General features: G+C 42.4%; 22 protein-coding genes. All 22 read right to left on the bottom strand.

Annotated features, from left to right (window positions below; translation table 11 throughout):
* Window positions 1-30 precede the first annotated feature (30 nt).
* The 22 genes from NSQ50_RS08105 to ltrA all read right to left on the bottom strand — a co-directional run bounded on the left by NSQ50_RS08105 (window position 31) and on the right by ltrA (window position 22110).
* Window positions 31-1947, bottom strand: coding sequence for an Mbeg1-like protein (locus NSQ50_RS08105; RefSeq protein ID WP_076224118.1), 1917 nt, complete (start codon window positions 1945-1947; stop codon window positions 31-33).
* The gene (locus NSQ50_RS08100) at window positions 1947-2777 is read right to left on the bottom strand and encodes a hypothetical protein (protein WP_076103994.1); all 831 of its coding nucleotides are present in this window, start codon (window positions 2775-2777) and stop codon (window positions 1947-1949) included. Before NSQ50_RS08100 ends, NSQ50_RS08105 begins: the two co-directional genes overlap by 1 nt.
* Window positions 2778-2817: 40 nt before the next feature.
* Window positions 2818-3957, bottom strand: a complete 1140-nt coding sequence (locus tag NSQ50_RS08095) for an Mbeg1-like protein (RefSeq protein ID WP_038569545.1) — start codon at window positions 3955-3957, stop codon at window positions 2818-2820.
* 95 nt (window positions 3958-4052) lie between these two features.
* Window positions 4053-4352: a WXG100 family type VII secretion target gene (locus tag NSQ50_RS08090; protein ID WP_036684485.1), complete on the bottom strand. Its 300-nt coding sequence runs from the start codon at window positions 4350-4352 to the stop codon at window positions 4053-4055.
* Between the two features lie 46 nt (window positions 4353-4398).
* Window positions 4399-4746: a WXG100 family type VII secretion target gene (locus tag NSQ50_RS08085; RefSeq protein WP_162164277.1), complete on the bottom strand. Its 348-nt coding sequence runs from the start codon at window positions 4744-4746 to the stop codon at window positions 4399-4401.
* 16 nt (window positions 4747-4762) lie between these two features.
* Complete coding sequence (essC, locus tag NSQ50_RS08080) at window positions 4763-8647, bottom strand: type VII secretion protein EssC (protein WP_076146941.1); 3885 nt, start codon at window positions 8645-8647, stop codon at window positions 4763-4765.
* 5 nt (window positions 8648-8652) lie between these two features.
* Window positions 8653-9480, bottom strand: a complete 828-nt coding sequence (locus NSQ50_RS08075; protein WP_036684488.1) for a DUF5050 domain-containing protein — start codon at window positions 9478-9480, stop codon at window positions 8653-8655.
* 14 nt (window positions 9481-9494) lie between these two features.
* Window positions 9495-9743 (bottom strand): EsaB/YukD family protein, encoded by a 249-nt coding sequence (locus NSQ50_RS08070; protein WP_036684490.1) that lies wholly within the window; start codon window positions 9741-9743, stop codon window positions 9495-9497.
* Window positions 9743-10240 (bottom strand): hypothetical protein, encoded by a 498-nt coding sequence (locus tag NSQ50_RS08065; RefSeq protein ID WP_036684491.1) that lies wholly within the window; start codon window positions 10238-10240, stop codon window positions 9743-9745. The genes NSQ50_RS08070 and NSQ50_RS08065 overlap by 1 nt, the downstream gene beginning before the upstream one ends.
* A 14-nt stretch (window positions 10241-10254) precedes the next feature.
* Entirely contained in the window at window positions 10255-10737 is a 483-nt protein-coding gene (locus NSQ50_RS08060; protein WP_036684493.1) for a hypothetical protein, read from the bottom strand.
* 17 nt (window positions 10738-10754) lie between these two features.
* Window positions 10755-10949, bottom strand: coding sequence for a hypothetical protein (locus NSQ50_RS08055; RefSeq protein ID WP_036684494.1), 195 nt, complete (start codon window positions 10947-10949; stop codon window positions 10755-10757).
* 29 nt (window positions 10950-10978) lie between these two features.
* Entirely contained in the window at window positions 10979-11860 is an 882-nt protein-coding gene (locus tag NSQ50_RS08050) for a hypothetical protein (RefSeq protein ID WP_076146943.1), read from the bottom strand.
* Window positions 11857-12840 carry a hypothetical protein gene (locus tag NSQ50_RS08045; RefSeq protein WP_036684498.1) on the bottom strand — a complete coding sequence of 328 codons (984 nt, stop codon included), beginning with the start codon at window positions 12838-12840 and terminating at the stop codon, window positions 11857-11859. The genes NSQ50_RS08050 and NSQ50_RS08045 overlap by 4 nt, the downstream gene beginning before the upstream one ends.
* On the bottom strand, window positions 12818-14290 hold the full coding sequence (locus NSQ50_RS08040; RefSeq protein WP_036684499.1) for an ATPase, T2SS/T4P/T4SS family: 1473 nt from the start codon (window positions 14288-14290) through the stop codon (window positions 12818-12820). Before NSQ50_RS08040 ends, NSQ50_RS08045 begins: the two co-directional genes overlap by 23 nt.
* 13 nt (window positions 14291-14303) lie before the next feature.
* On the bottom strand, window positions 14304-15131 hold the full coding sequence (locus tag NSQ50_RS08035; RefSeq protein WP_036684503.1) for a hypothetical protein: 828 nt from the start codon (window positions 15129-15131) through the stop codon (window positions 14304-14306).
* Window positions 15110-15991 (bottom strand): hypothetical protein, encoded by an 882-nt coding sequence (locus tag NSQ50_RS08030; protein WP_036684504.1) that lies wholly within the window; start codon window positions 15989-15991, stop codon window positions 15110-15112. The genes NSQ50_RS08035 and NSQ50_RS08030 overlap by 22 nt, the downstream gene beginning before the upstream one ends.
* Entirely contained in the window at window positions 15991-17355 is a 1365-nt protein-coding gene (locus NSQ50_RS08025) for an AAA family ATPase (protein WP_038569542.1), read from the bottom strand. The genes NSQ50_RS08030 and NSQ50_RS08025 overlap by 1 nt, the downstream gene beginning before the upstream one ends.
* A 222-nt stretch (window positions 17356-17577) precedes the next feature.
* Window positions 17578-18489, bottom strand: a complete 912-nt coding sequence (locus tag NSQ50_RS08020) for a 5'-3' exonuclease (RefSeq protein WP_052097441.1) — start codon at window positions 18487-18489, stop codon at window positions 17578-17580.
* 48 nt (window positions 18490-18537) lie between these two features.
* The gene (locus tag NSQ50_RS08015; RefSeq protein WP_038569540.1) at window positions 18538-18903 is read right to left on the bottom strand and encodes an arsenate reductase family protein; all 366 of its coding nucleotides are present in this window, start codon (window positions 18901-18903) and stop codon (window positions 18538-18540) included.
* Window positions 18904-19096: 193 nt separating this feature from the next.
* The gene (locus tag NSQ50_RS08010; RefSeq protein WP_036684512.1) at window positions 19097-20083 is read right to left on the bottom strand and encodes an RluA family pseudouridine synthase; all 987 of its coding nucleotides are present in this window, start codon (window positions 20081-20083) and stop codon (window positions 19097-19099) included.
* Between the two features lies 1 nt (window position 20084).
* Window positions 20085-20651, bottom strand: coding sequence for a cob(I)yrinic acid a,c-diamide adenosyltransferase (locus NSQ50_RS08005; protein WP_036684514.1), 567 nt, complete (start codon window positions 20649-20651; stop codon window positions 20085-20087).
* A gap of 196 nt (window positions 20652-20847) precedes the next feature.
* Window positions 20848-22110, bottom strand: coding sequence for a group II intron reverse transcriptase/maturase (gene ltrA, locus NSQ50_RS08000; protein WP_036681916.1), 1263 nt, complete (start codon window positions 22108-22110; stop codon window positions 20848-20850).
* Window positions 22111-22560: the final 450 nt, after the last annotated feature.

The raw sequence follows: 22560 nt of genomic DNA, 5'->3' as shown, positions 1-22560 counted from the left end.
CTCAATTTATCTTTCTATTTCCTGATATAATTAGTTAAGATGTATTGTGGTAGTACTTGCACGGGCAGCTGCAACAATTTTGGATTCAATCTCTCGATATTTTGTAACTGTGTATCTTAAACCTGCAGTTTTTCCGTTAATCGCTGTTGTTACACGATTTTTCTGTGTCCGGACTTCATTGCTTAAACGTTGAACTTCTCTTAATTGAGCTTGAACATAAGATTCACTGTAAGTCCTGCCCACGTTAGAACTGACTCCAGAAGCTATAGATAATATCCTCTCGACGGCTTCAGCAATGCTCTCTTCCTTACGCACCAGACTTTTCTGCAGACTCTCCAGTTTATCCATATTCGCCAAAATCTTGGCTCCTTGAATGACACTAGCAGATGCAACTGCAATCTTCGTTATGGTTTTCGTTACGGTCGATTTGACTTTGCTGATCGCTGAATCTTTAATCGTGCGTACGCCAGCGATAAATTCTTCCTTAGTTTTCTTAATTTTAGATTTTACACTTTGGAATATATCCCCCATTTTCTTCATTGCTTTGTCTTTTACACTAATCCAATATTCCTTCTGAGCTTCAATATACTGAATGGCATTCTCTACAAAACGATTAAAGCCCTCTTTTAATTTCGTCATAAAATCAGAGACTGCGTGCTTTACCTTTTGTGAAAACTCCTCAATTTTATCACCGATCAAATTAGTCACTCGGACAGCTTCTGTCACCATATTCGTTACAAATTCAACACTTTGATTATAAAAGGAGACCACTCTCTCCTTGATATCCTCCACCTTTTGCTCAATCCAGGGAATCACACTGTCAATTACAAAACCAATCACATAAAGCGCAACCAGAGCTTTTATAGTGACAACGAGCGCAGCTAACGCTGCAGTAATCGCCGCAGTAACAACTGCAACGGGCCCAACAGTCACCATTAAAAGCCCAACTACGGCTATTCCCGCAAACGCTAATGGTCGCAGATCTACTTCCCCATCCAATACTTTAAAAATCCCTTCAACCAATGCTTCCTTTAGTGGCCCCGGCACAATTTCTAAACCAACTGTAATATTATGCACAAGGTTAGGAACCAAAGCCCGAGTCTGTGACTCTGAACGTTGAAAAGACTCATTGTTCCCGTCGATCTTCAGTGAGAATAAGGAATGATGTGGCAGCACGGTATTCCTTTCAGATTCAGTATCAATGTAAATACCTGCTGATGGATTTTGAAATAAGGCCGGAACGATGTCATTTTTATTTCTGAACTCTTTAATTTTGTCATTCTCATTCAATTCATCTATAGTGGCCCTGTGTTTATCAAGCAAGATTCCATTAAATCCCGGTGCATTAAACGTTGATGTGGAAGTTAGTTGATTCCGTAAATTCTCAGGTAATATAAAAGAGGAATATAGGGCTAGATTACCTCCTAGCGAGTGCCCAGTCAGAAACAATTCATAACCCGCATCTATTTTGAAATTATCCATATATTCTTTAGCTTCCGCCTGTTGTAAAGATTCAAGGGCATATGCAGTTGTTCCGTTGTTTTTCCAGTCATTATGGTAAAGCGGGTTATCCATTGGTTCACTACCCCGGAACGCCGCTACCTTTGCCCCGTTCTTGGTATCTACTGTAAATGCAACAAAACCTGATTCCTCTTTTTTATTATGAGAGACGATATTGGAGATTTCCCAATTCTGATAATCAGATATATTCATCTGCTCTATGAGATCATTCCACTGCTTGTATTCTTTGACTCCGTTAAGATCGTCAGGAAAGCGTTCTTTTAATTGTTGCTGACCTGCGGGAGAAGCGTAGAAGTTGAGAACTTCGCCGAGAGTGATTTTTTTATATAATGCATATGTTTTTTCCAAATCCTTAATGTTGAGTATATCTAAATAAACAAGTTGTGAGATCTGCTTTAACTCTACCTCTGTAAGCGTATCGTCCATTACAATCCCCCTCTTTGTTCCATTCTTTTTATTCTGTCCTCTTTCCATATATCAAAGAATTCTCTAATCTTGTCTTGAGATTCTACAATCTTTCCATCAACTCCTAATTTGAATCCAGCCATTGTAACTATATTAATAATTCCTGTTTTTTTGGTTTCGTCACTAAAATATATGTCAACACTTTCCTCTGCCTTTTTGACCTCTTCTAATCGACCATAGGCCTCTGGAGTGAGGTATCCTATCCCTATCAGACTACTCACATATTTATTTTCTGCTAGTATTTTTGCAAAATCCATATATTTTCTCATTTCTGCCTCTTGGTCCATATCTCCATTACCATCAACATAGTTATCACTATTTAAATAGACTGAAATCACCAGCGTATTCGTTGGATATAACTTCAGAAATTGCTCGTAGGAAATCTTTGTATCGTTATGCTTGGGGTAAACCAACCCCGTTTCGTTGGCAACGATAATTTTACTGTCAGGCCAAATGCTAGCAGCGATTGCTTGAATCATTGGTTCGTCTTTTTTTGCTACCACCTGGTTTAAATAGTTGTCATACACCTTTTCCAAATCCTTCGTGATTTCCACCCGTACATTAATCGTGTCATCCTTCTTAGGATGCACAGTCGCCTTCAATGTATTGTTGTTCATCGTTCCCCAACCGCCGCCTATGCCATCAAGGATGAATTCCTCGCCATACTTTTCCTGCAAGGAGCTCAAAATTTTCTTTTCACTTTTCTCCTCTCTAGAGCCACATCCCATAAAGCTGAACATTGATAATATCAACATCAGAGTCAACACCTTCCTTGTATAAATCTTTTTCATGCTGGCTTCACTCCTTTTTGATGGCGATTCCAGTTAGTAATCAGAACTCAAAATCCAGCTTCAATTCTGGAAATTTGAGCATTTGATTCATGGTTGTTTCAACCACCTTATCGAGATGTAATGTCATTTGGTTCGTTAGTTTCTCCATACGTTCCATGAGGGCATTTGTCAGTTTATTCAACCATTCCTCTACATGGTCCATCAGCTTATCCCCTACCGGACTGCAAATCAGCAGGATGGATAAGACAGCTTGCGTGATTTCATTAAGCTCTTCTGCTATTCCCGCTGCCTCTAGCATGGATGCTTCAGATAGTTGTTCAAATTTCGCACGGATGTCATCGAATAAGAAGGATTCCGGAATATTATTCATTTCGGTTCTCCACTCGCTGAACTTCGCATCCAACATTCGTTCATATTTGTGGGCAATTTCAATCAGTGCACCTCGCACTTTTCCTACATCCAACTGATCTATTAAGGTAAATATCACGTAACCCAAATGATCCGATGCAGATTCTGTTAGTCCGACGGTATCCCCAAATCCACTCATAACAGCATCAAAAACAGGCGTATGCTCTTCCGTTAGGATATTAATCTTGGATAGCAAAGCATAGGCATTCCCTTTTTCACCTATAATCACGCTCCCCTCAGAGTCAAAGGTATAGCGCTGCCAAAGCGAATCAGGAATTAGAAATTCCGTTTCTTCTATACCCGATTTAGCAAATACAATCTCTTCGTTGTGTTTGCCTAACGCGGATACAAGACTGTTATAAGCCACAATATTTTTAACCTGAAGCTTTCCCCTTTGCTCCGCAGTCAGAATGTTTGCTATACCTGGTGCGTCGAATACCACACCACCAATCCCCTCATTAACCGCTGCTGCATAAAGAGCTAAGGCACCGCCCATGGAATAACCAGTAACCTGGCAATCCTTCTCCCCTTTGTTTTTTAATAAAAATCTTGATGCTTCCTCCGGCATGCTGCTCTGACCGCTTAACAGAGACTGCAGATCCGCAAGCCAATCTTTTCCTTTATATGTAAAGATAATTAATCTATCATCATGCTCATCTCTATAGGCATAGGCTGCTGCACCAGCAAAAGCCAGACTATCCGTCAGTTCGAGACCGTCTGCTGCTTCTACAACTGATGCCAGTGTTATGTATTGTTGTTCGGTCAGCTTCACTTACAGATCCCCCCAAATAAATTCACTTCATACTTACTTAAAATCATACTAACAAGGCAGATAGCTCAAAATCTGCCTTGTTATGTATGCCAGCATTATTTTCCACGCAGTTTACTTGCCATTTCTTGCTCGGCTTGTTGCTTGATGTTAGCAATTTGCGTTAGGTTCTTACTGATGTTCTCTACACAGAGAACCATTTCCTTAAAACTAGGCATAAGTCCATCGAATTGTTGTATAAAAGCAGTTTGTGATTCTCCTTGCCACCAACCGCTAACAGCATGAATTTCAGATTGCAATTGTTTGATAAGAGTATCTGCATTGTTTGCTTTGGTTTTAATAGACTTAGCTACACCTAGTGCCTGATCCGGATTAAATGTAAGATTGTTTCCCGCCACATTATTCACCTCCTTTCAAAGCATTTCTATCTCAACACCCCTGTCATTACTTCTGGCTTTGCTTTTGCTTTTCTAATTGCTTTTGTTTCAGTGCCTCTTGCGCCGCTTTCTCTGCTAGTCTTCGCTTTTCTTCTCTTTCCTGTTCAGCACGGATCACTTCTGAAGCCACTCTTTGGACCCCACTTTCGAGCCTATCCAGCATTGTAAGCAGGGTCTTCATTTCGCTATCCAGCTCGTTGTATTCACTTTGAAATGCTTTAGAAGCCGTACCGGTCCAATAGCTGGCCGATTGTGTATAATCACTTTGCAGTTTTTTTGAAGTACTGTTCACTTCATTGATTAGACTATGGATTTGTGAAGCGTTTCCCCTGATTTCTGATGGACTAACTGACACTAGCTGCACCTCCATCCTAAACTCCTACTCCCGCATTAACTCGATTCTCCTTACTCCATACGGCACATCTTAATCCGGTATATTTATTCTTTACAATGAGATAGCCATCACCTTGCTCCCCATCTTTCTCCTGGATTCCGTAAGGTAAGGACACATTGTAAAGATTTTGTTCTTTCATTCTACCTAGCAGGATCCCGGTCTGTTCTTCTCGGATAGTCTTGCCCAAGGAATCCCAATTAGAGGTAAGATCATTTGTGTTATCTGTCGCTAGAACAGCTACCTTCATGCCGCGTTCTTGCTTCACAATTCGTTCAATCAGCTCATGCAGCATATACTTGTCTCCGCTCGTAAATTCACTTAGACGATCAATAACGAAGATTATCTGCTTCCACTGTTTCATCAGAGCGCCAACGTCACCACCGGACATTCTGCATGAGAGAAGCTCACTGCGTCTAGTTTCCAATTGTTCTTTGATCCCATCAATGAAATTGTCCAAATCATCCACGTTCGATAAATCCGTTACGTAAGACTGTTGTATCAGTTCATAAATGCCCATAGCAGATGAATCCAGCGCATATACCTCTAGATCCTCCTTTTCGCTCAGCAGCTTCATCCACGATACAAGTAAAGTGCTCTTTCCTGACATAGCCTCTCCAGCTATCATCAGCACTGGTGTTGCAACAAGGTCTATAAACACAGGCTGTAAATCATTGTTGCCCAAGCCTATTGCCAGTTGCTCTGTATTATTATTGAGCTGCCGCAGATCAATCGTAGAAGGCATCACCGGAATTGGTGCGGCTCCAGTTAGATTCAAAGCCTCCATTCTCTTCAAGATGAGCTCGGTAGCGGTATGTTGATATTCAGGAAGCGAAGTCTGAAATTCCAAAGGCGGCTTGCCTCTTACCAATCCTCTGCCTGCAACCTTAGCGGGTTCCAAGCCTTCCGTTCGTCCTACAATACCATCATATTCACTCTTCTCAGTCATCTGGAAGCTGATCGCCATTTTGAAGTTAACCGAAAATTTATATCTGACCAAAGCACTATTGGTTGCTGTAGCGACCATATAAATACCGTATTTAAAACCTTCACGAGCCAGCAGCACCATTTGAGCGTCAAAATCTTCGTAGGTCTCCGATAAAGCAAAGTAGTTGTCGACTATGACTATAAATGCGGGCAGTTTTCGTCCACTTCTACGGTAATCATTGAACCCTTCACTTCCATTATTTTGAAACAGCGTTCTTCGATCCTCCATAACCCTGAACATAAAGCGCATAAATTGGTCAATTTTATCTTCTTGCTCCAGTGTCATTACCCCACCGACATGAGGGAGTTTCTCCATAGCTTTGAGTGAGCTTCCGCCAAAATCCATAATATAGATATTGACGTCATCCGGCGGATACATTAGAGCCAGCGATAAACATAACGTTTTGAGGAACACGGTTTTACCTGTACCCGGCGTTCCATAGACAAACAGATTCCCCTCAGATGCAAAATCTATCTCCAGCGCTTCCTGTCTCTGTCCTCTTGGATCATCCATGATCCCCACTGGCACACTGAGCAGTTTCTGCTGCTGCGGCCATCTACCATCTGCTAAGCTATTCGGCAGCAATAAATCGAGGTAGACTACTTCAGGCAGTGGCGGTAGCCAAGGCCCTTTCATTGGAGAAATCCCATATTGCTTGGCGGTTTCTGTAATGTATTCAACCATGGCATGCAGTTGGGAAGCAGACTCATTTGGGGAGAATTTCTCTTCCTCAAGCGGAAAGATCTGCTCGCTTCTACCATTCAGAGCTACCTTATAGATTCGTTTGGTCTTGTTCTCCTGTTTCTGCAGTTCGCCTTTCGGATCATAATCAGCACCAGAATACGCAGATTGGAACAACTCAAAGATCTCATCATTTCCGACCTGTATATACGCCCTTCCCGGTTCCTTAATCATGGCCGCATCAGGACGTTTAATAACATCCCGACTGTCAGCCTCATCCTGCACTTTAAGACATATTTTAAATTTCGAGTTACTCCATATCTGGTCATCCACTACGCCGGCAGGCTTCTGGGTGGCAAGGATCAAATGGACGCCAAGGCTTCGACCTACCCGGGCCGTACTTACAAGCTCTTTCATGAAATCCGGTTGATCCTGCTTAAGCTCCGCGAACTCATCCGCAATCATAATCAGATGGGGAATGGCTGGCATGTCACCTTTTACATTTTTGCTATAAAATAATTTCTGGTATTTATCAATATTGTTCACGCCATATTCCGAGAAGACACGTTGCCGCCGCATGAGCTCACTTTTGATAGATAGCAGTGCTCTCGTCGTTTGATTCCCATCCAAATTCGTAATGGTACCGACCAGATGAGGCATTCCCTTGAATACATCTGCCATGCCGCCCCCTTTATAATCAATAAGAACAAAAGCAATATCATGCGGATGGTAATGAATGGCTTGGGATACGATGATACTTTGTAATAATTCACTTTTGCCAGAACCTGTTGTCCCGGCTACAAGACCATGGGGCCCGAACCCCGTCTCATGCATGTCTAAATATAAAGCTTCTCCACCAGCCCTCACCCCTATAGGTACACTCATGCCCATATAGGTTTTGTTGCGGGTCCAGTTCAACATTACATTTACTTCAGATACCTTTTCGTTCTGTAGCATTTCCATCAGTGTGATGGAGGATGGAAGTGAGAAATTAGCACTTGAATTTTTGATTCGTAGCGGTGCGAGCTTTCTGGCGACTAGATCTAAATCTTTTATATCTGCCTGATCCGGAGTAAATACGATCTTCTCCCCGGTTAATCGATTGGCCATTTCACCGTTTTTTCCGTTTAAATGAATAACCGTTTTACAGTTCATGGGCAAATAAGCGGAATTCTTGGCGATAAAAAGGGTTGATACTCCAAGCTTTACACTGCCGTTGTACAAATATTTACTGATTAGCTCATTCTCAAGTAAGGAAGCGTCCTCTACAATAAAGAGATAATGGGGCAATACACCACCGCTCAAAGACCTCATCTCCCGCTCCTTCAAAGAGCCATAAATCTCGGACAAGGTCTGATGGGCAATGGCTTTACCACATAAAAGAAATCTGATATTAAAACCGTCATCCCATAGGTGGGGTACAAATTTCAGCCAATCCCATTTCTCCAATTCATCCTCTGCGGCAAGAACAATAACCCTGACATCGTCATAACCATGATGAGTCACAAGCTGTAGCAGCATCAGTTTTATTAGCACAGCTGTTTTATCGCTTTCACCGGCAATCCCGCATATTTCGGTAGTCAACAGATTAACCGTTATAGGAACGTTCGGGACCTTCTCAAATTCCATGGCCAATCTCTGCGGCTCCATCAGCAGCGGGTCTGTTTCAAGGATGATCGCCTGTTTGGTGTATTTGATGTGCAGTTCCAGGGGTACACTTCCCACCCCGATCCGCAGAGCCAGAAAATCATTATGTGAAGGCGTTTTTTCCCATAGCTTGTTATCCCTGCGCGAGATTCGTTGCACACATTCCGCAGGATCCGGGCTCATTTCATTCATGGCTTTCACCTGTTGTTCGCGAGCTATCGACAAATCGCTGCGGACATCGGTTATAAATTGAAGATATTTTTCTTCCCGTTCCTTCTTCTTTAGCTTATATTTCCGAATCTGAGAAGTTGCTCCTGTCAATGAGCCAATCAGTGTCATTACTGTGGTCGCAACTGAGATCAGTAAATAGATGGACTGTGAAGTCATTGCGATTAATACGGTAATAATCAACATTACGATAGGTGGAAGCAATATTCCGAACCAAGAGATCTCTGGTTTCTCGTTAATCATAGGTGGATTAGGAACATCAATTTCTCCCCGGGGCATATCCGGTAGAAAACGGGGCTGACGACTGAATTCATAGCTCATTAGATCTACCTTCCTATAAAGGTTATTGTCTCCGCCTCTCCACCAAATAGAGAGATTCGATGCCATTCACGACCACTGCAAAAATAAAGATCATTGTCCAGAACATGTAAATAGTCCGCGCTTTCCCCAGATATTCGAATACTCCCTCCATGCAATGGATCTACGCGATATATACTGTTGTCATTTAATCGGTTAGCACAATAAATATATTTGTCATCCGTGCTTATACTAAGGGCAACTATATTGTCTACCATAGTTACCGTATGACGCTCCACATCAAGTAGCGTCAAGCGATGTCCATTCTCGGCATCTGAAAAACACAGCTTATTTCCTATCCGAATCAGTAAACTTGTAACCAATTCACTAATCTTTTCACTTGCCTCACCGGATTCTGTGCTCCTCTTAATCCCATTTGGTGTAGCATAGTAGATTTGTCCTTCGTACAAGAGAAAACTCTCCACATGCTCATCAATCAGCCTCATATCACGTTTACCACTAGTAGAACAGCGATATAATCGATGGTCCTCCTCGTGAATATAGTAGATCCAATCTTCATGTCGCTGAAGCTGATAACAAGGTTTGTCTAACAATACTTCTGAATGTTGCTTTACAATATCAAGCTTACAGAGCACATTTCCCTTTAACTGATCACTGTAATAAAGGAAATTGCCAGCCTCATTCATGAACCAGAACAAACCCTCATAATGAATAGGCACAGCTTGATCATTCGCTCTGTCCAAAGAATAGGTTCCTGAATAGTTTTTAATATCCGTAATAAAAAGAGATTCATCAGCCTTTAGGATTAATCCGCCACTTTGCAGGTTGCCATTCATTTCATTGCCCCTTCTCAGATAAGTGTGAGCAGTGCGCCTTGGGCTACACCTTCTTGATCCAAGGTTTTACTATTACTTAATATTCTGCCTAATGGCTCAGCCTGAAGCTTAGCCCCGCTTCTCTCCTTTAAGCTCAAGGACTCCGTTAACATGTCTAACAGTTCTTCTATAGTCACAAACACCGGGACTTTTAGGTCCATTCTTAGACCTGTATCCGTTTGAAAAGTAACCATGATATAGTCCATTCTGATTATTCCTTTCATCAATTCTTAACGGAGAGAATATATTTCCTCTCGCTAATTAACTGATAATCTACTTCTTTGTCTGCTTCTTCAGCGAGCTTTAAGTATCTGGTTTTAAATTTGTATGTTGCCTGTGCTTTCACATTAACTTCTGATACCCATTGGCTGGTTTGGGTGTTCTCTATGTTAGAAAAATCTAAATTTACCGTAAAATCATTGTATCTATCATCATTGGAGGTAAATGTAAGCACGTTGCCATTATCGGTCTGTTCCGATACATTTAGAGCACTTTCGAACGCATCTGAAAAGTATTCTTTGAACCTCTCCTCGTTAATCACCGCATCCAGTCCACGTAGCAGTTCATACTCTAAACTCCGATCCTTGGCTGCCCGGCAAGCATTAGAGATCGCAGTGCTCAGCACTACCTTCTCTCTAAATACAATGCCCATCTCCACCAAAGGCTCCACAACAATTGACACTAGAATAATCAACAATACTCCTACTGCAATATTTTTCACACAAAGTCATCCTATCAATCTATATAGTAGTCCAGATCCTTATAATGTTTCAGGCCTGTCGTTGACATGGAGAAGTGGACCGGAATTTCACGCTCCAGCTTCTTTCCCCATAAAGTGATAGAGAAAGGATATACAGCTTTAATCTCAACCGTAAGCGGTTCGCCTCTTTGCCGATAAGGTTTATTCCATTCGTTCCCTTCATCGTAATATGAGGTTTCATCATCATTTCCAATCGCATTATCATGATCTGCATTAGTGACCGTAATGACAATATCATCGGCTTTATCTCGGTAAATAGGGCGCTCCTGTAATCTCTCCATAACATCCTCATAATACGATTCCTTCAAGTAGTTATCACCAGCTACAATCTGCGAAACACTATACGTCTCTGTGACCAGCGTTAAATACCATGGGAAAAAGAAAGCCAAATTTACAAACAGCAAAATCGTAACCGAGGTCAGAATGGTAAGTAATACTGCCTTTGCTATCCCTTGCATTGTGTTTTCACCCCAAATTAGCTAACCATCTTTCCAATCAAATCATCGAATAAGAATTCCCAAACATCATCAACCCATCCTGTCAGTACTCCACCCTTTAGATAGGTCACTACCACTCCAATTAAAATAATAACGCCAACCGTGATGGCAATTTGCTTGATCCCTACTTCTCCTTTTTCCTCCACTAGCAATTCCTTAAGATCTGTCTTCATTCGTTTATCCCCCTATAAATAAATTTGGCTTATTGAAACATCTTCATTGAACTCAGAATGGTAAACAAATAGTACATAACGATATAAATAGCCAACACTATAATAAGTAGAAACTGGATCCTTGCGCTGCTGCGCTGCCTACTCTCCAGCTCTTCTTCCAAAGCCCTGATTCTGAAGCCATCTAATTCATTCTTGAGATATGCCATCTGAGACACATTATCGTATCCTTTAAGCCTCGTCTCCATAATGTCGCAGAACTTGATCACGTAATGCATCGGAATCCGTTTCTTCAGCTGCTTAAAAGCGAATTCTTCTCCGTAATCAATATTATCCAGCATCACACCGAGCTCCTCGGCTATATCAGGATTTGCACTAGGAATGTAATCCTTAAGCACATCTGAGAAATGAATGTTAACCGACTTTATATACTGGTAATAGACCATACTATAAAAGGCTGGGAAATCCAGGGATATATTTTTGTTCTTCTTATCGATAATCTTCTCCAACTCGACCACCGGATAGAGCCAGCCCAGCATGATGAAGATGGCAGAGATACAGCCAAGCAGGATGTTCACCTTCCATAGCAACAACATAATCACAATAGCACTTAGCGTGTACATGAATTGCTCGGTCCGTATTTCCTCTGGAGTCTTTTGTAGATCAAGTCGGTCAATGATTTTCTTGAACCTTAATCTTTCAGCACTTCCCAATAACCCTTTAACATATTTCATTGCAATTCTTCGTTTATATTGGTTGAACTTCTCTTTTAGCGCCGCATTTTTACGCTGCTTGATATATTGACGTGCACGTTTTTTCTGTTTTCTGCTCACAGGCTTGAAGAAGGGGTATAACAATATCTTGATCAAATAAAGGATGAAGAGCATGGCTATCAGCTTAACTAGGAATATCATTTGCGCTCACCACCCATGCCGACGTTCCCTTGGAGTACCTGACTGCGTGCAAAGCTTAAACAAATGACACTAATCAATATCGTGTTGATCAATTTCCCAACATTGCTTTCAAGCATAAATTCTCTAAAATCCTTTACAGTTAATGCGTACAAGAAAAAAAGCACAATGATTCCGGTTTTAAACATAAAATCTCGATTCATCTTTCTAAAAATCCGTTCCTTTTTAGAGTTAATCTCGCGCAGCACGGCATTTTCATCTACAATATCGAGGAAAATGTCTGCCATACCTTTTCTTTCGTTATATTCGAAGACCACTGCTTTTTTTGTGAAATTATCAAATTTGGGACCAAGCTGTCTATTTAATAGCGTAATAGCTTGCTTAAAGGAATAGCCGTTGTTGTCGCAATTATCTATAAATTGCTGAAAATATGGCCTAAGATTAGGACTGATATATTCATCGCTCTCCATCACCTTTTTAATGGCTACTAGTACACCTTCACGGGCTAACGGACAAATCACATCTTCGGCATCCATTATATTTTCAAGCCGTTCTGCTTGGATGGCTCTAGACTGCATCACGAAAAAAGTAAACAATCCTACAAAAATTGAAATCGTAATCACAAGCGAAAGCGTAACGCTTTTCATAAGCAGAACCACTAGCAGAGCTATAATCGCAAAGCAAATGCACAGCATTGAGGTAAAGCTCTCCAGCGTAAACGGCATATTAAAGTCTAAAATCAAACCCTCTACCATTCGATTGTATTTCGCATAAATATTTTCCTTCTGCCTGACGATTCGCTCCTTCTTGATCCGGTCAACATAACGCTTCGTGTTATACTTGCCTAGGTACTCTGCGAGGGTATCCATAACGTCGAGAACATATCTTACAGAACCCTGAAAAAACTTGACCTCAAAGATGGCGTTAAATAGTACAAATGCAGCCATACCAAGAAGTAGACTAATGATTAAAGTTGTATTCATCGAATTCGTACACCTCTGTTTCGCCCTCCAACGGATCCTTGGTAAAGAACTCAAACCTGCTTTTCTTAATTCCGGCCTTGAGCATTAGCTGCTGTACATTCTCCGAGATCTTTCCTACACGTAAATGTCTGCCAACAATTTTGATCATCTTCTTGCCTTCAATCATCTCTTCAATAACATCATCACAATCAAATCTATAGATTTGATTAATCAGTGGATTCAAGCCATCTGAGCCCAAAATCTCTGAAATTGAAGTCACTTTACGAGTACCATCTGCCAGTTTCTCTTGAAAGATTACAAATTTCACAGCACTGCAGATATTTCGTAGAGCAAGTTCCGCTGGCTCATTAGAGGCCATTAGATAGGCCGTTAGAAATCTAAAGATCGCTTCCTTATCCCCCTCTGCATGAAGGGTGGAAAAGAAATAGTGTCCCGTCTGTGCTGCTCGAAGCGCTGTGGCGAATTCACCGGGTGTTCGAAGCTCCCCTGGTCCAATCCAGTGAGGTGACTGTCTCATCGCATTAATAAGCAAATTTTCCATAGTCGCTGGGCTTGAGTCATCATCATCAGGGACCGACTCGTATTGCAACACATCATTCAGCACTCTACCGTGTTCGCTGTTATCTTCTCTTTGAATCAATCTCATCTCCGAAGGATTTTCAATGGTAATAATCCTTGATAGAGGATTGATCTCCTTCACAAGAATTTCATTTAGCGTTGTCTTTCCGCTTCCTGTCGGTCCCACTGTAATCCAAGATAAGTCTGATTTCGGGATCAAAGACAATAATTTATACATATTTGAGGAGAAGGATTTATTCTCAATGAGCATTTTTGGAACAATACTCTTCTTGCTGAACTTTCGGATCACAAACGCCGGTTGATCATACGGTGAGATCTCAGCATGAGTGGCATTCACACGATATCCCTCAATCGTTCTGGCATTTACCATGGGTATCTTTGGAATCAGCCGAACCTTGGAGATACCTATAAGCTTGGCGATAATCCGTTCCATATGATCACGATCTGTAAAATTTTGATCCCACTGCAGGCTTCTTCCGCCGCTTTCCACAAAGATTTGATCAGGCCCGTTGGCTCTGATTTCATCTATACTAGGGTCCTCCATAGCCTTGGTAATGGGACCATAGTGAGTGATTTCATTGGTGAGTGCGTTTTTCAACTCTGCTAGATCATAAAATCCCTCGACAGAAGGTTTCTGCGCGTCTACAAATTCATTTATGTATGCCTTAGTCATTTCGCGTTTTCGAGCAGGGTCGTTTTCTCGCCTATAGGCATGTGTCGTTATTTTCGTAATATATTTTTGGCATAACTCCAAAGCCTCATCAAAGCTTATGGTCGTATATTTACTAGCCAGATCCTCCATGTTCTCCTTCGGCCCTACCTGATGCAGTACTTTTTGCTGCATATCGCTAATTTTCGCACGTGTCAGCAAGTCGCTCTCCCCTTTACTGATCCGCCAACCGATCGGCCAGCTTTTGGATCTCTTTTTTAAAATATTTATTAATTAGGGGGTTATCTTTTATGTACAGCCTGCCCTCATGTGCACGAACTACGGCATCCTTCACAAGTGGCAGTACAGAAACTATGTTAAAACCCATGTCCTTCATAACCTTATAATCAAATTCAATATGCTGAATATTCATCATCACCACACTGGTGAACTTAGCCGTACTTATCCCCACCGATTTAGCATAATCCAGCAGCTTCACCATATTTATGGTAGCTTCCATCCTCTCTGTTGCCGTAAAGAATCCTATGTGACAATACTTCATGGCACCCAGACAAAATTCCAATGGAGGGTTGTTGGGAATGTCGATCAGCACAATATCAAACATCTGCTTAAGTGTAGTAATTACACGCTCTAAATTTCCAAACTCAAAATCAAAATACTCCTCCATTAGATCCTGTGGACTAGCTGATAACAGGAACAGCTTCTCGTATTTGGTCCGCTGCAATTCATCTCGGAAATCTACCTTGTCGCTTTTTAACACCTTAATTAATCCTTGCCCCTTCTTATGTGCAGGGACATCTAGAAATTGATATAAGTTCGGATAAAACACCTTAAGGTCAACCACACAAGTATTTAGACCCTTTTGAGATAACAAATATCCTAAGTTGCTTATGAGCATGGCATTATCTACGCCATCACAAGCAGGTATAAAACCTACTACACTATAAATCAGATTATTCTCTTGAAGTTCGGCACCGACGAGATCCTTAGATGATATTTTCTGAAAAATGCTGTCGATTCCTAATCCTCTTTTCCGATCCACGATTCCACCTCTTTCTCCAAAGTGGGCAGTTGGTCAATGATGACATCACTACTTTTTCTGCTCAGTATGGTAATCAGAAATGAATTTCCATTAAGTCCTTTGTATTTGGCATAATTGTTAATTTGTGCACTCGTCCCCTCGAGGAGTAATGCTTTAGGTTGAATGTTCTTTAAGAAATCTTTACTCTTCATAACATTTTGTTTCTTATCCTCATCCAGTTTCTGCACCTCTTTATATACTTCGTAGATGGAATGACTACTTGCGTTGAGCATATCCTTCACAACAATGCTTTCAAACAATACTTCAGTTTTTTTGATCGTATTCGTGGACTCGGAATAAATAGCGTTTGGATTGCCACCCGGGGCATCCTTCTCCTCTACCTCATAGGACACACGGATACGAACACGGTCTCCTGGCATTAGAATATCTCCACCAACCTCCAGAAAATTATAAGGAAGCGTCAAGACCTCATTTTCCTCATTCACTTGATACAGCCATTCATTTTTTTGCGGTTTTTCATCCAGCAACTGATCTTTGTAGAGCACGCTGTTTTCTCGAAGATAATATGCGGACAGTTTATCCTTCACCGAATCTATATCTTCAGACAACACCATGTCCTCGGTGTATTCTTTTTTGATAATATTGTATTTCTCAATCATAGGCTCCGTAATGACTACGTAAGCCGGAATACCATCACTCTGCTTGACCCGCAACACCTCTACCACATCGCTGGCATCTTTGCTGGCTTTCGTAATGAACATATAAGAAACCACGATGATCAATAGACTAAAGAGCAATGCTGCAACCCGCTTGAACATTTGCTTATTGGGTGTCGCGTTTTTAAGCCCACTTAAATCCATTAACTACTCCCCTCCAGTAATCTAAGAAGTATATTTCCATATGCCCGCTCATGGTCTTTGTTTGAATATACAAGCGGCACATCGGTTTCAATCTGAGTATCAAAGTCCGTGTCATAAGAGATATGACCTGCCACTTTCATTCCGTATGTAAAGCTTTCTAAAAGACCGGATGTAGCAACTGCACTTACCTTGTCTGGTACGAAAATTTCACCTTGAAATCTGGAACGGTCATTATATTTGGTGACAATTACTTTTGATTTAGCATTCAAATAGGCCGTATTTTCCTTATTCAGTGTCTCTTCCACATTCCTCAGAGTGCTTAAAACAGCATATAGATTATTGGGAATACAGAGGCCAAAGCTGTCGATATGGATTAATGCTTCTCGAAATCTGTCTAATAAGTTCAGTGGTAGATCCAATAGGATCAAATTAAATTTGTTTCGGAGTAAGGACAACAGACCGACAAGTTTAGAGCTGGTGTAAAATTGCTGGATTAACTTGGGATCGGAAAAGCTGTAACCCAGTCCAGCCAGCCATAGGTTTTCTTTCAAATGAAAAGCCGTAGTCAAATAATCCTGAGGTCTTGCTAACGTTCGGATGAGAGATGCATTTATATCTTCATCCCGCTTGGTTCGTTCATGAAAGCTGCTAAAATACATATTCGTACTTCGATATTCGATATCCATATCCACTATTAATACATTCAGCCCCCGTTTACTCGCTTCACTTGCAACATTGATAGTTGTGCTGGTAATTCCGCATCCACTATGCCCGGTTATCGCTACAATACGACTAATCCCTCGGCTAATCTTATCAAGCTCCCTAGTAAGGGTATCCGTAGCCTGTAATTCAGTTGGGGCTTTCGGTTTCGGTTTAAAGCGATCCAGAAACGACCCTTTTCTGTCTGTACTCTTTTGGTGATTACTCTTATCGTCGTGAGGTCTGGAATGTTGTTTTAATTGAGGTTTGGTATCGGATAAATACTCAAGAGCTTCCTGAAATAGTACTGGTGTAATGCGTATGTATTCGTAATTCTTAATTTGGAGATTCGGATATCTATAGCTGAGATTCTCCCATTCTGTATCTTTCCTTATGTACCTGGTGAGGATTAAAATCTTTACATTTGACTTTTGATTAGCTACGAGCCAATTGATTAGGTTATTTAAATCACTCCTGTTCTGTTCCATCCTCAGAGATAATGCATCATCTGTTATTAATATGCTATCTATAGAAGGATTGATGTTTTGCAAAAACTCCAAAACACCTCCAAGGACTAATTCAGACTCGTTCACTACGTCCATGGTCCGACTGCAATAATTACCTACTATCTTCTGAAACTTGTGCGTGACCAAAAGTATCTTCATCTCATCATCACCTACTATGGAAAATAATCCCTATGTATTTCCTTTGAAATTTCATTAAACCAATATCCATGATTAGAAACCTTAATTTGTAATTCAGTCAAAAAAAGACATATATTGATAAATTTCCACATGAATTCGACAACAAAAAAAGCAGGTCAAGGATAGTAACCTTGACCTGCCATTATGTTTATTCACATTTTCATCAGAAGAGAACCTCTCTCCTTAACCCAGATCACCTAACTCAATCTGTACAATTCCCCGTTCGTCCTGCACCTCAGCGATCAAATGCATCAGGCTGCCGAATTCCAGTTCTTGAAATTTACGCGCAGCTGTTTCCCGCTGTAATTGCCATAAAGCTTGTGCCAGCTCACAGACCACAGGCACATCACAACGGATTTCAGCCAGCTCCCTTGATAGATGCAGCATATCTAGGTCGGCTTCAATTTTGGACCGTACACCTTTAGGGAGCAAGTGAAGATTCTCAATTACACCTTCAACTGTACCGTACTCTGTTAACAGCTTCAGCGCGGTTTTCTCACCAATCCCTTTTACACCAGGGTAATTATCACTTGTATCGCCCATAAAGCCCTTCAGGTCAATAACCTGTCTAGGGGTTAGACCTTTATCCTCAAGCAATTCTGCAAGGTCATAAACTTTATAGTTGGAGCGTCCTTTTTTCATAATGACGACTTTAACATTCTCATCAATAAGCTGCAGCATATCATGGTCACCCGTCAGAATGTAAACCTCAGAATTATCGCTGTAACAGGATGCCAGCGTACCTATGCAATCATCTGCTTCATAGCCGGCAAGACCAATGTTTGGCACACCTAGCTCAGCCACCACTTCTTTTACTAGGTCAAACTGCGGAATTAATTCCAGCGGAGCTTCGATCCGGTTGGATTTGTATCCATCATATTTCTCGGTGCGGAACGTTCCTTTGCCCATATCCCAGCAGCATACGACGTGAGAAGGCTCAAACGTACTTACTGCATCAAAAAAATACTGCAAAAATCCATATACCGCATTCGTTGGCAATCCATCTTTTGTCTTGCGAATATATCCTCCATAAGAGGTCGCATAAAAGGCCCGGAACAGCAGAGCCATTCCATCTACAAGCATTACCCGGCCCATTGTTTCTGTTCTCACTTATAAACCTCTCCCTTGATCGTTGTATTGATATTAAACATTAGTCCAAGTATCGGCATATTGGTCTTCTTTGAATCCCACCGTAACTTTAACTCCATCGGTGACAATCGGACGTTTGATCAGCATCCCGTGGCTTGAGAGCAGCTCTAACTTCTCCTGTTCCGTAAGCTGGGGCAGCTTGTCCTTCAGACCTAATGATTTGTATACTTCACCGCTTGTATTAAAAAACTTCTTCAGCTCAAGGCCGCTGTTCGCGAGCAGCTCACGCAGCTCGTCCACCGTAGGTGGCTGCTCTGCGATGTGCTGAAGCTCCAGCTCATGACCTTGTCCCTGCAACCATTTCACTGCGCTGCGGCAGGTGCTGCATTTGGGATATTGATATACTTTTAATTTGCTCATGCTGTGCTCCTTTAATAATCGGCTAATAATACCGTAACTACAAGGAATGTTTGGACTTCCGGCCGCTGTTGTCTACAGATTTCATCAATTTTACCGTTAAACACGGTTGAAATCCGCAGACAAAGGCGGTCGCTATCGCTCCTACAGTTCCAAACTTCCCCTTCGCCACTCTATCGCCTGAATCATAATTTTATCACAAATTCGCTGTCAGACCTTGCTCCAATATTTTCTCCAAGACTGCCATGTCAGGTGGCAACGGGGCTTCGAATATCATTTCTTGCAGAAGCACCGGGTGCTTGAACGTCAGACGCACTGCGTGCAGTGCCTGACGCGGTATGGAAGCATCGAGTGCTGCAACGGACTCCAACTGCTCGCTTTGCGTTGAAGTAAATTCTGGTAGATTGTACAGCTCATGACGATACATGCTGTCTCCAATCAGTGGACAGCCGATAGAGGTCATATGGACCCGAATCTGATGCGTACGTCCACTCTCCAGCTTTAGTTCAACTCTGGAGCCGGCCGAATACACCTGCTTAACCTCATAGCGGGTTAGGGAAGGATATCCATCCGGTGTCACGATACGCCGATGTGGCTCCTCAGGATCACGGTCGATAGGGCCGTCGATATCACCGGATAGCTCCGCAGGAACCCCATGAACAAATGCAGCGTAACGCTTATCCACAGTACCGGCGATCATCTGCTCGGAAATATGCTGATGGCTGTATGGATTTTTGGCGATCACTAACACACCGGAGGTTTCCTGATCCAGGCGGTGAACAGGCCGGAAACGGAAGCGTTCATTCTTCTGCGCCCAATAATAAACCACGCCATTGGCAAGCGTGTCAGTGTAATGTCCATGTGTTGGATGAACTATAATTCCCGCTGCCTTGTTAACCACTAGCAGATGTTCATCTTCAAATAGAATCTCGAATGGAATCGGCTGCGGTAAAATATCATCCGAAGTCTCCGTTTCCATGCGGATCTGCACGGTATCTCCTGCCTTAACATGCACACTAATGTATACACGTTCACCGTTTAATGTAATGCCTTGTTCCGTCTGCTTCAGCCGGGAGAGTAGCTTGCGTGAGACATCCATCCGTTTGTGCAGGATTGTCTTCAGCAGGAAGTCATCCTCTTCTGGCGGTATGATATAAGTAATGGGTGAATAATAGCTTGTCATATTAGTCTCGAAACACCTTTTTACTACGGATGTATTCTACATCAGTAATCCCTGACCGTGTATTAGCCGTTCTAGCCAACGCGAAAAAATAATCCGACAATCGATTGAGATAAATCACCGCTTCTGGGTTTATGTCCGCATTTCGCCCTAAGGTAACTGCCCGGCGTTCCGCACGACGGCAAACCGTGCGGCATACATGTAGAACCGAAGCCAGCTGACTACCTCCTGGCAGGATAAATTTCTCTAGTGGTGGATTCTCCTCTTGTAGAGAATCTATCCAGCCTTCCAGCCGCTGAGCCATCTCACTTGTCACCATATATTGACCACCGTCAGCAAGTTTAACAAATGCTAAATCCGTGCCGCAATCAAACAGCTCATGCTGTATTTCGAGCAATTGCTCGCGGACATCGTCGAAATTATCACTTTCCATCAGGCTTCGTGCTTGCCCTACAAAACAATTCAGCTCATCGATCGTTCCGTAGGCCTCGACGCGGACATCATCCTTGCCGACCCGGCCGCCAATCACTGAAGTCTGACCTGCATCACCCGTACGTGTATAAATCGCCATGGTTTAAGCCTCCTATCCATTCTTGAAATCACATACTGATAGTTTAAGCTTTCTGCTATAAGGAAGGCAATAAAGATAGCAAATTAAGAGTATACACAATAACACCGTCATTAGTAAGAGTGAACAATCGAGTAGGAGGGGGCGGCTAGCCCCCGACCTCTCACACCACCGTACGTACCGTTCGATATACGGCGGTTCATGAAATATTCCGTAAGGAGTTGTATCTGTCCAATACACTCTTTAATCCATTGGCTTCCCAATATTGGTTATTCAATGCATGTTGTAGAATTGGACTCCCTGCAATTCGCCAATACCCTTTTCGGGTATTTCCCCACTCATAGGCTTTATCCTTAGGTACCCCTAAGGATATAAGTCTTTTGACTTTGGTTCTAGGGGTCTTCCACTGCTTCCAGAGGCACATTCGTAGCCTTCTTCGTATCCATTTATCCATATCTCGAAAGGTACTTGGGGTATCCGCCAGCGAGAAATAACCGCACCATCCCATGAGGTAGTGGTTTAGTTCCTTGATTCGCTCTTCCATCTTCATCGATCTCTTTCGAGAGGATATCTCCTGTATTCGAACCTTGACTCTCTGTAAGGACTGCTTCGCAATTCTCACCTTTGGTTCTTTGTCCACACTAAAACTAAATCCTAGAAACTTTCGTTTCCAGGGACGGTCTACCGCGCTCTTTACTTGGTTCACCTTCAGCTTTAGCCTCGTCTCGATGAATCGGGTGACCGTTGTCTTGACTCTCTCTCCTGCTCTTAGCGTTTTCACGTAAATATTGCAATCATCCGCATAACGAACGAAGCGGTGCCCACGTTTCTCGAGTTCTTTGTCGAGCTCATCTAGGACAATGTTAGATAATAACGGACTCAGTGGACCGCCTTGCGGGGCACCTTCCGTTGTCGGGGTTACTAACCCGTTCTCCATCACACCTGACTGAAGATATTTGCGGATAAGCAGGAGAACTTTCTTGTCCTCCACTTTCTCCGAAATCTTCATCATCAGTCGGTCATGGTTGACGCGATCAAAGAATTTCTCCAAGTCTAGGTCGACTACGAATCGATATCCTTCTTTCATAAAGGTTCGAGCTTTCCTCACCGCATCATGCCCTCGTCTTTTCGGACGGAATCCATAGCTATGGTCGGAAAACTCTGGATCAAACAATGGAGTTAACACCTGCGCGATTGCTTGTTGAATCATTCGATCTGTCACGGTAGGTATTCCTAGTAACCTAACACCTCCGCCACCGGGTTTCGGGATTTCGACTCGGCGCACGGGGCTCGGTTCATAGGTTCCTTCTTCTATGGCATGCCGCAAGGTCTGCCAGTTTTGTACGATGTGTTCTCGTAAGGATTTTACGGACATCCCATCTACGCCATGACTTCCTTTATTCGCTTCAACACGCTTTAAGGCTTGCAGAAGATTTTCCCGTGATAGCAGTTGCTCCAACATTTTTTTTTAACCTCTCTTTACGTGATTTATACCTTCCATTTGTGCCAAAGATGAACTCCGCCCTGCTGAAGACCCCCACGGGATTCACCGTTTCCTTCTTCAGTCAGGTCCTTTCGGATTTTTTTTTTCTGCATTCATCGCTCATCTTGAACGCCTGGATGTATAAATCCTATTCCATGTTCAGCCCTTCCGCAGCTGTTGCAACAGCTTGCGTACTATGGCGTCTGCTGACTTCTGTGCACTCAGCCTACTCTCACAAGTAGGGTTACGAAGTATACTCGCCTATCACACAGATCTCCCCAGGTAAGAACGCTATCTTCCTCTCCATCTATCTGCTTCATTTACTCTCGTACGCCTTTGGCAGTATGGACTTTGGTTTGTTGTGCAACCTCATCCAGCCTACGTTAGCCTTGTATGAAGTTCGTATTCCTCAGACCGGAGATTTGCCGC

Source organism: Paenibacillus sp. FSL R10-2788 (assembly GCF_038003885.1).
GTDB lineage: Bacteria > Bacillota > Bacilli > Paenibacillales > Paenibacillaceae > Paenibacillus_AQ > Paenibacillus_AQ odorifer.
This window is presented reverse-complemented; position numbering and strand designations above follow the sequence as displayed.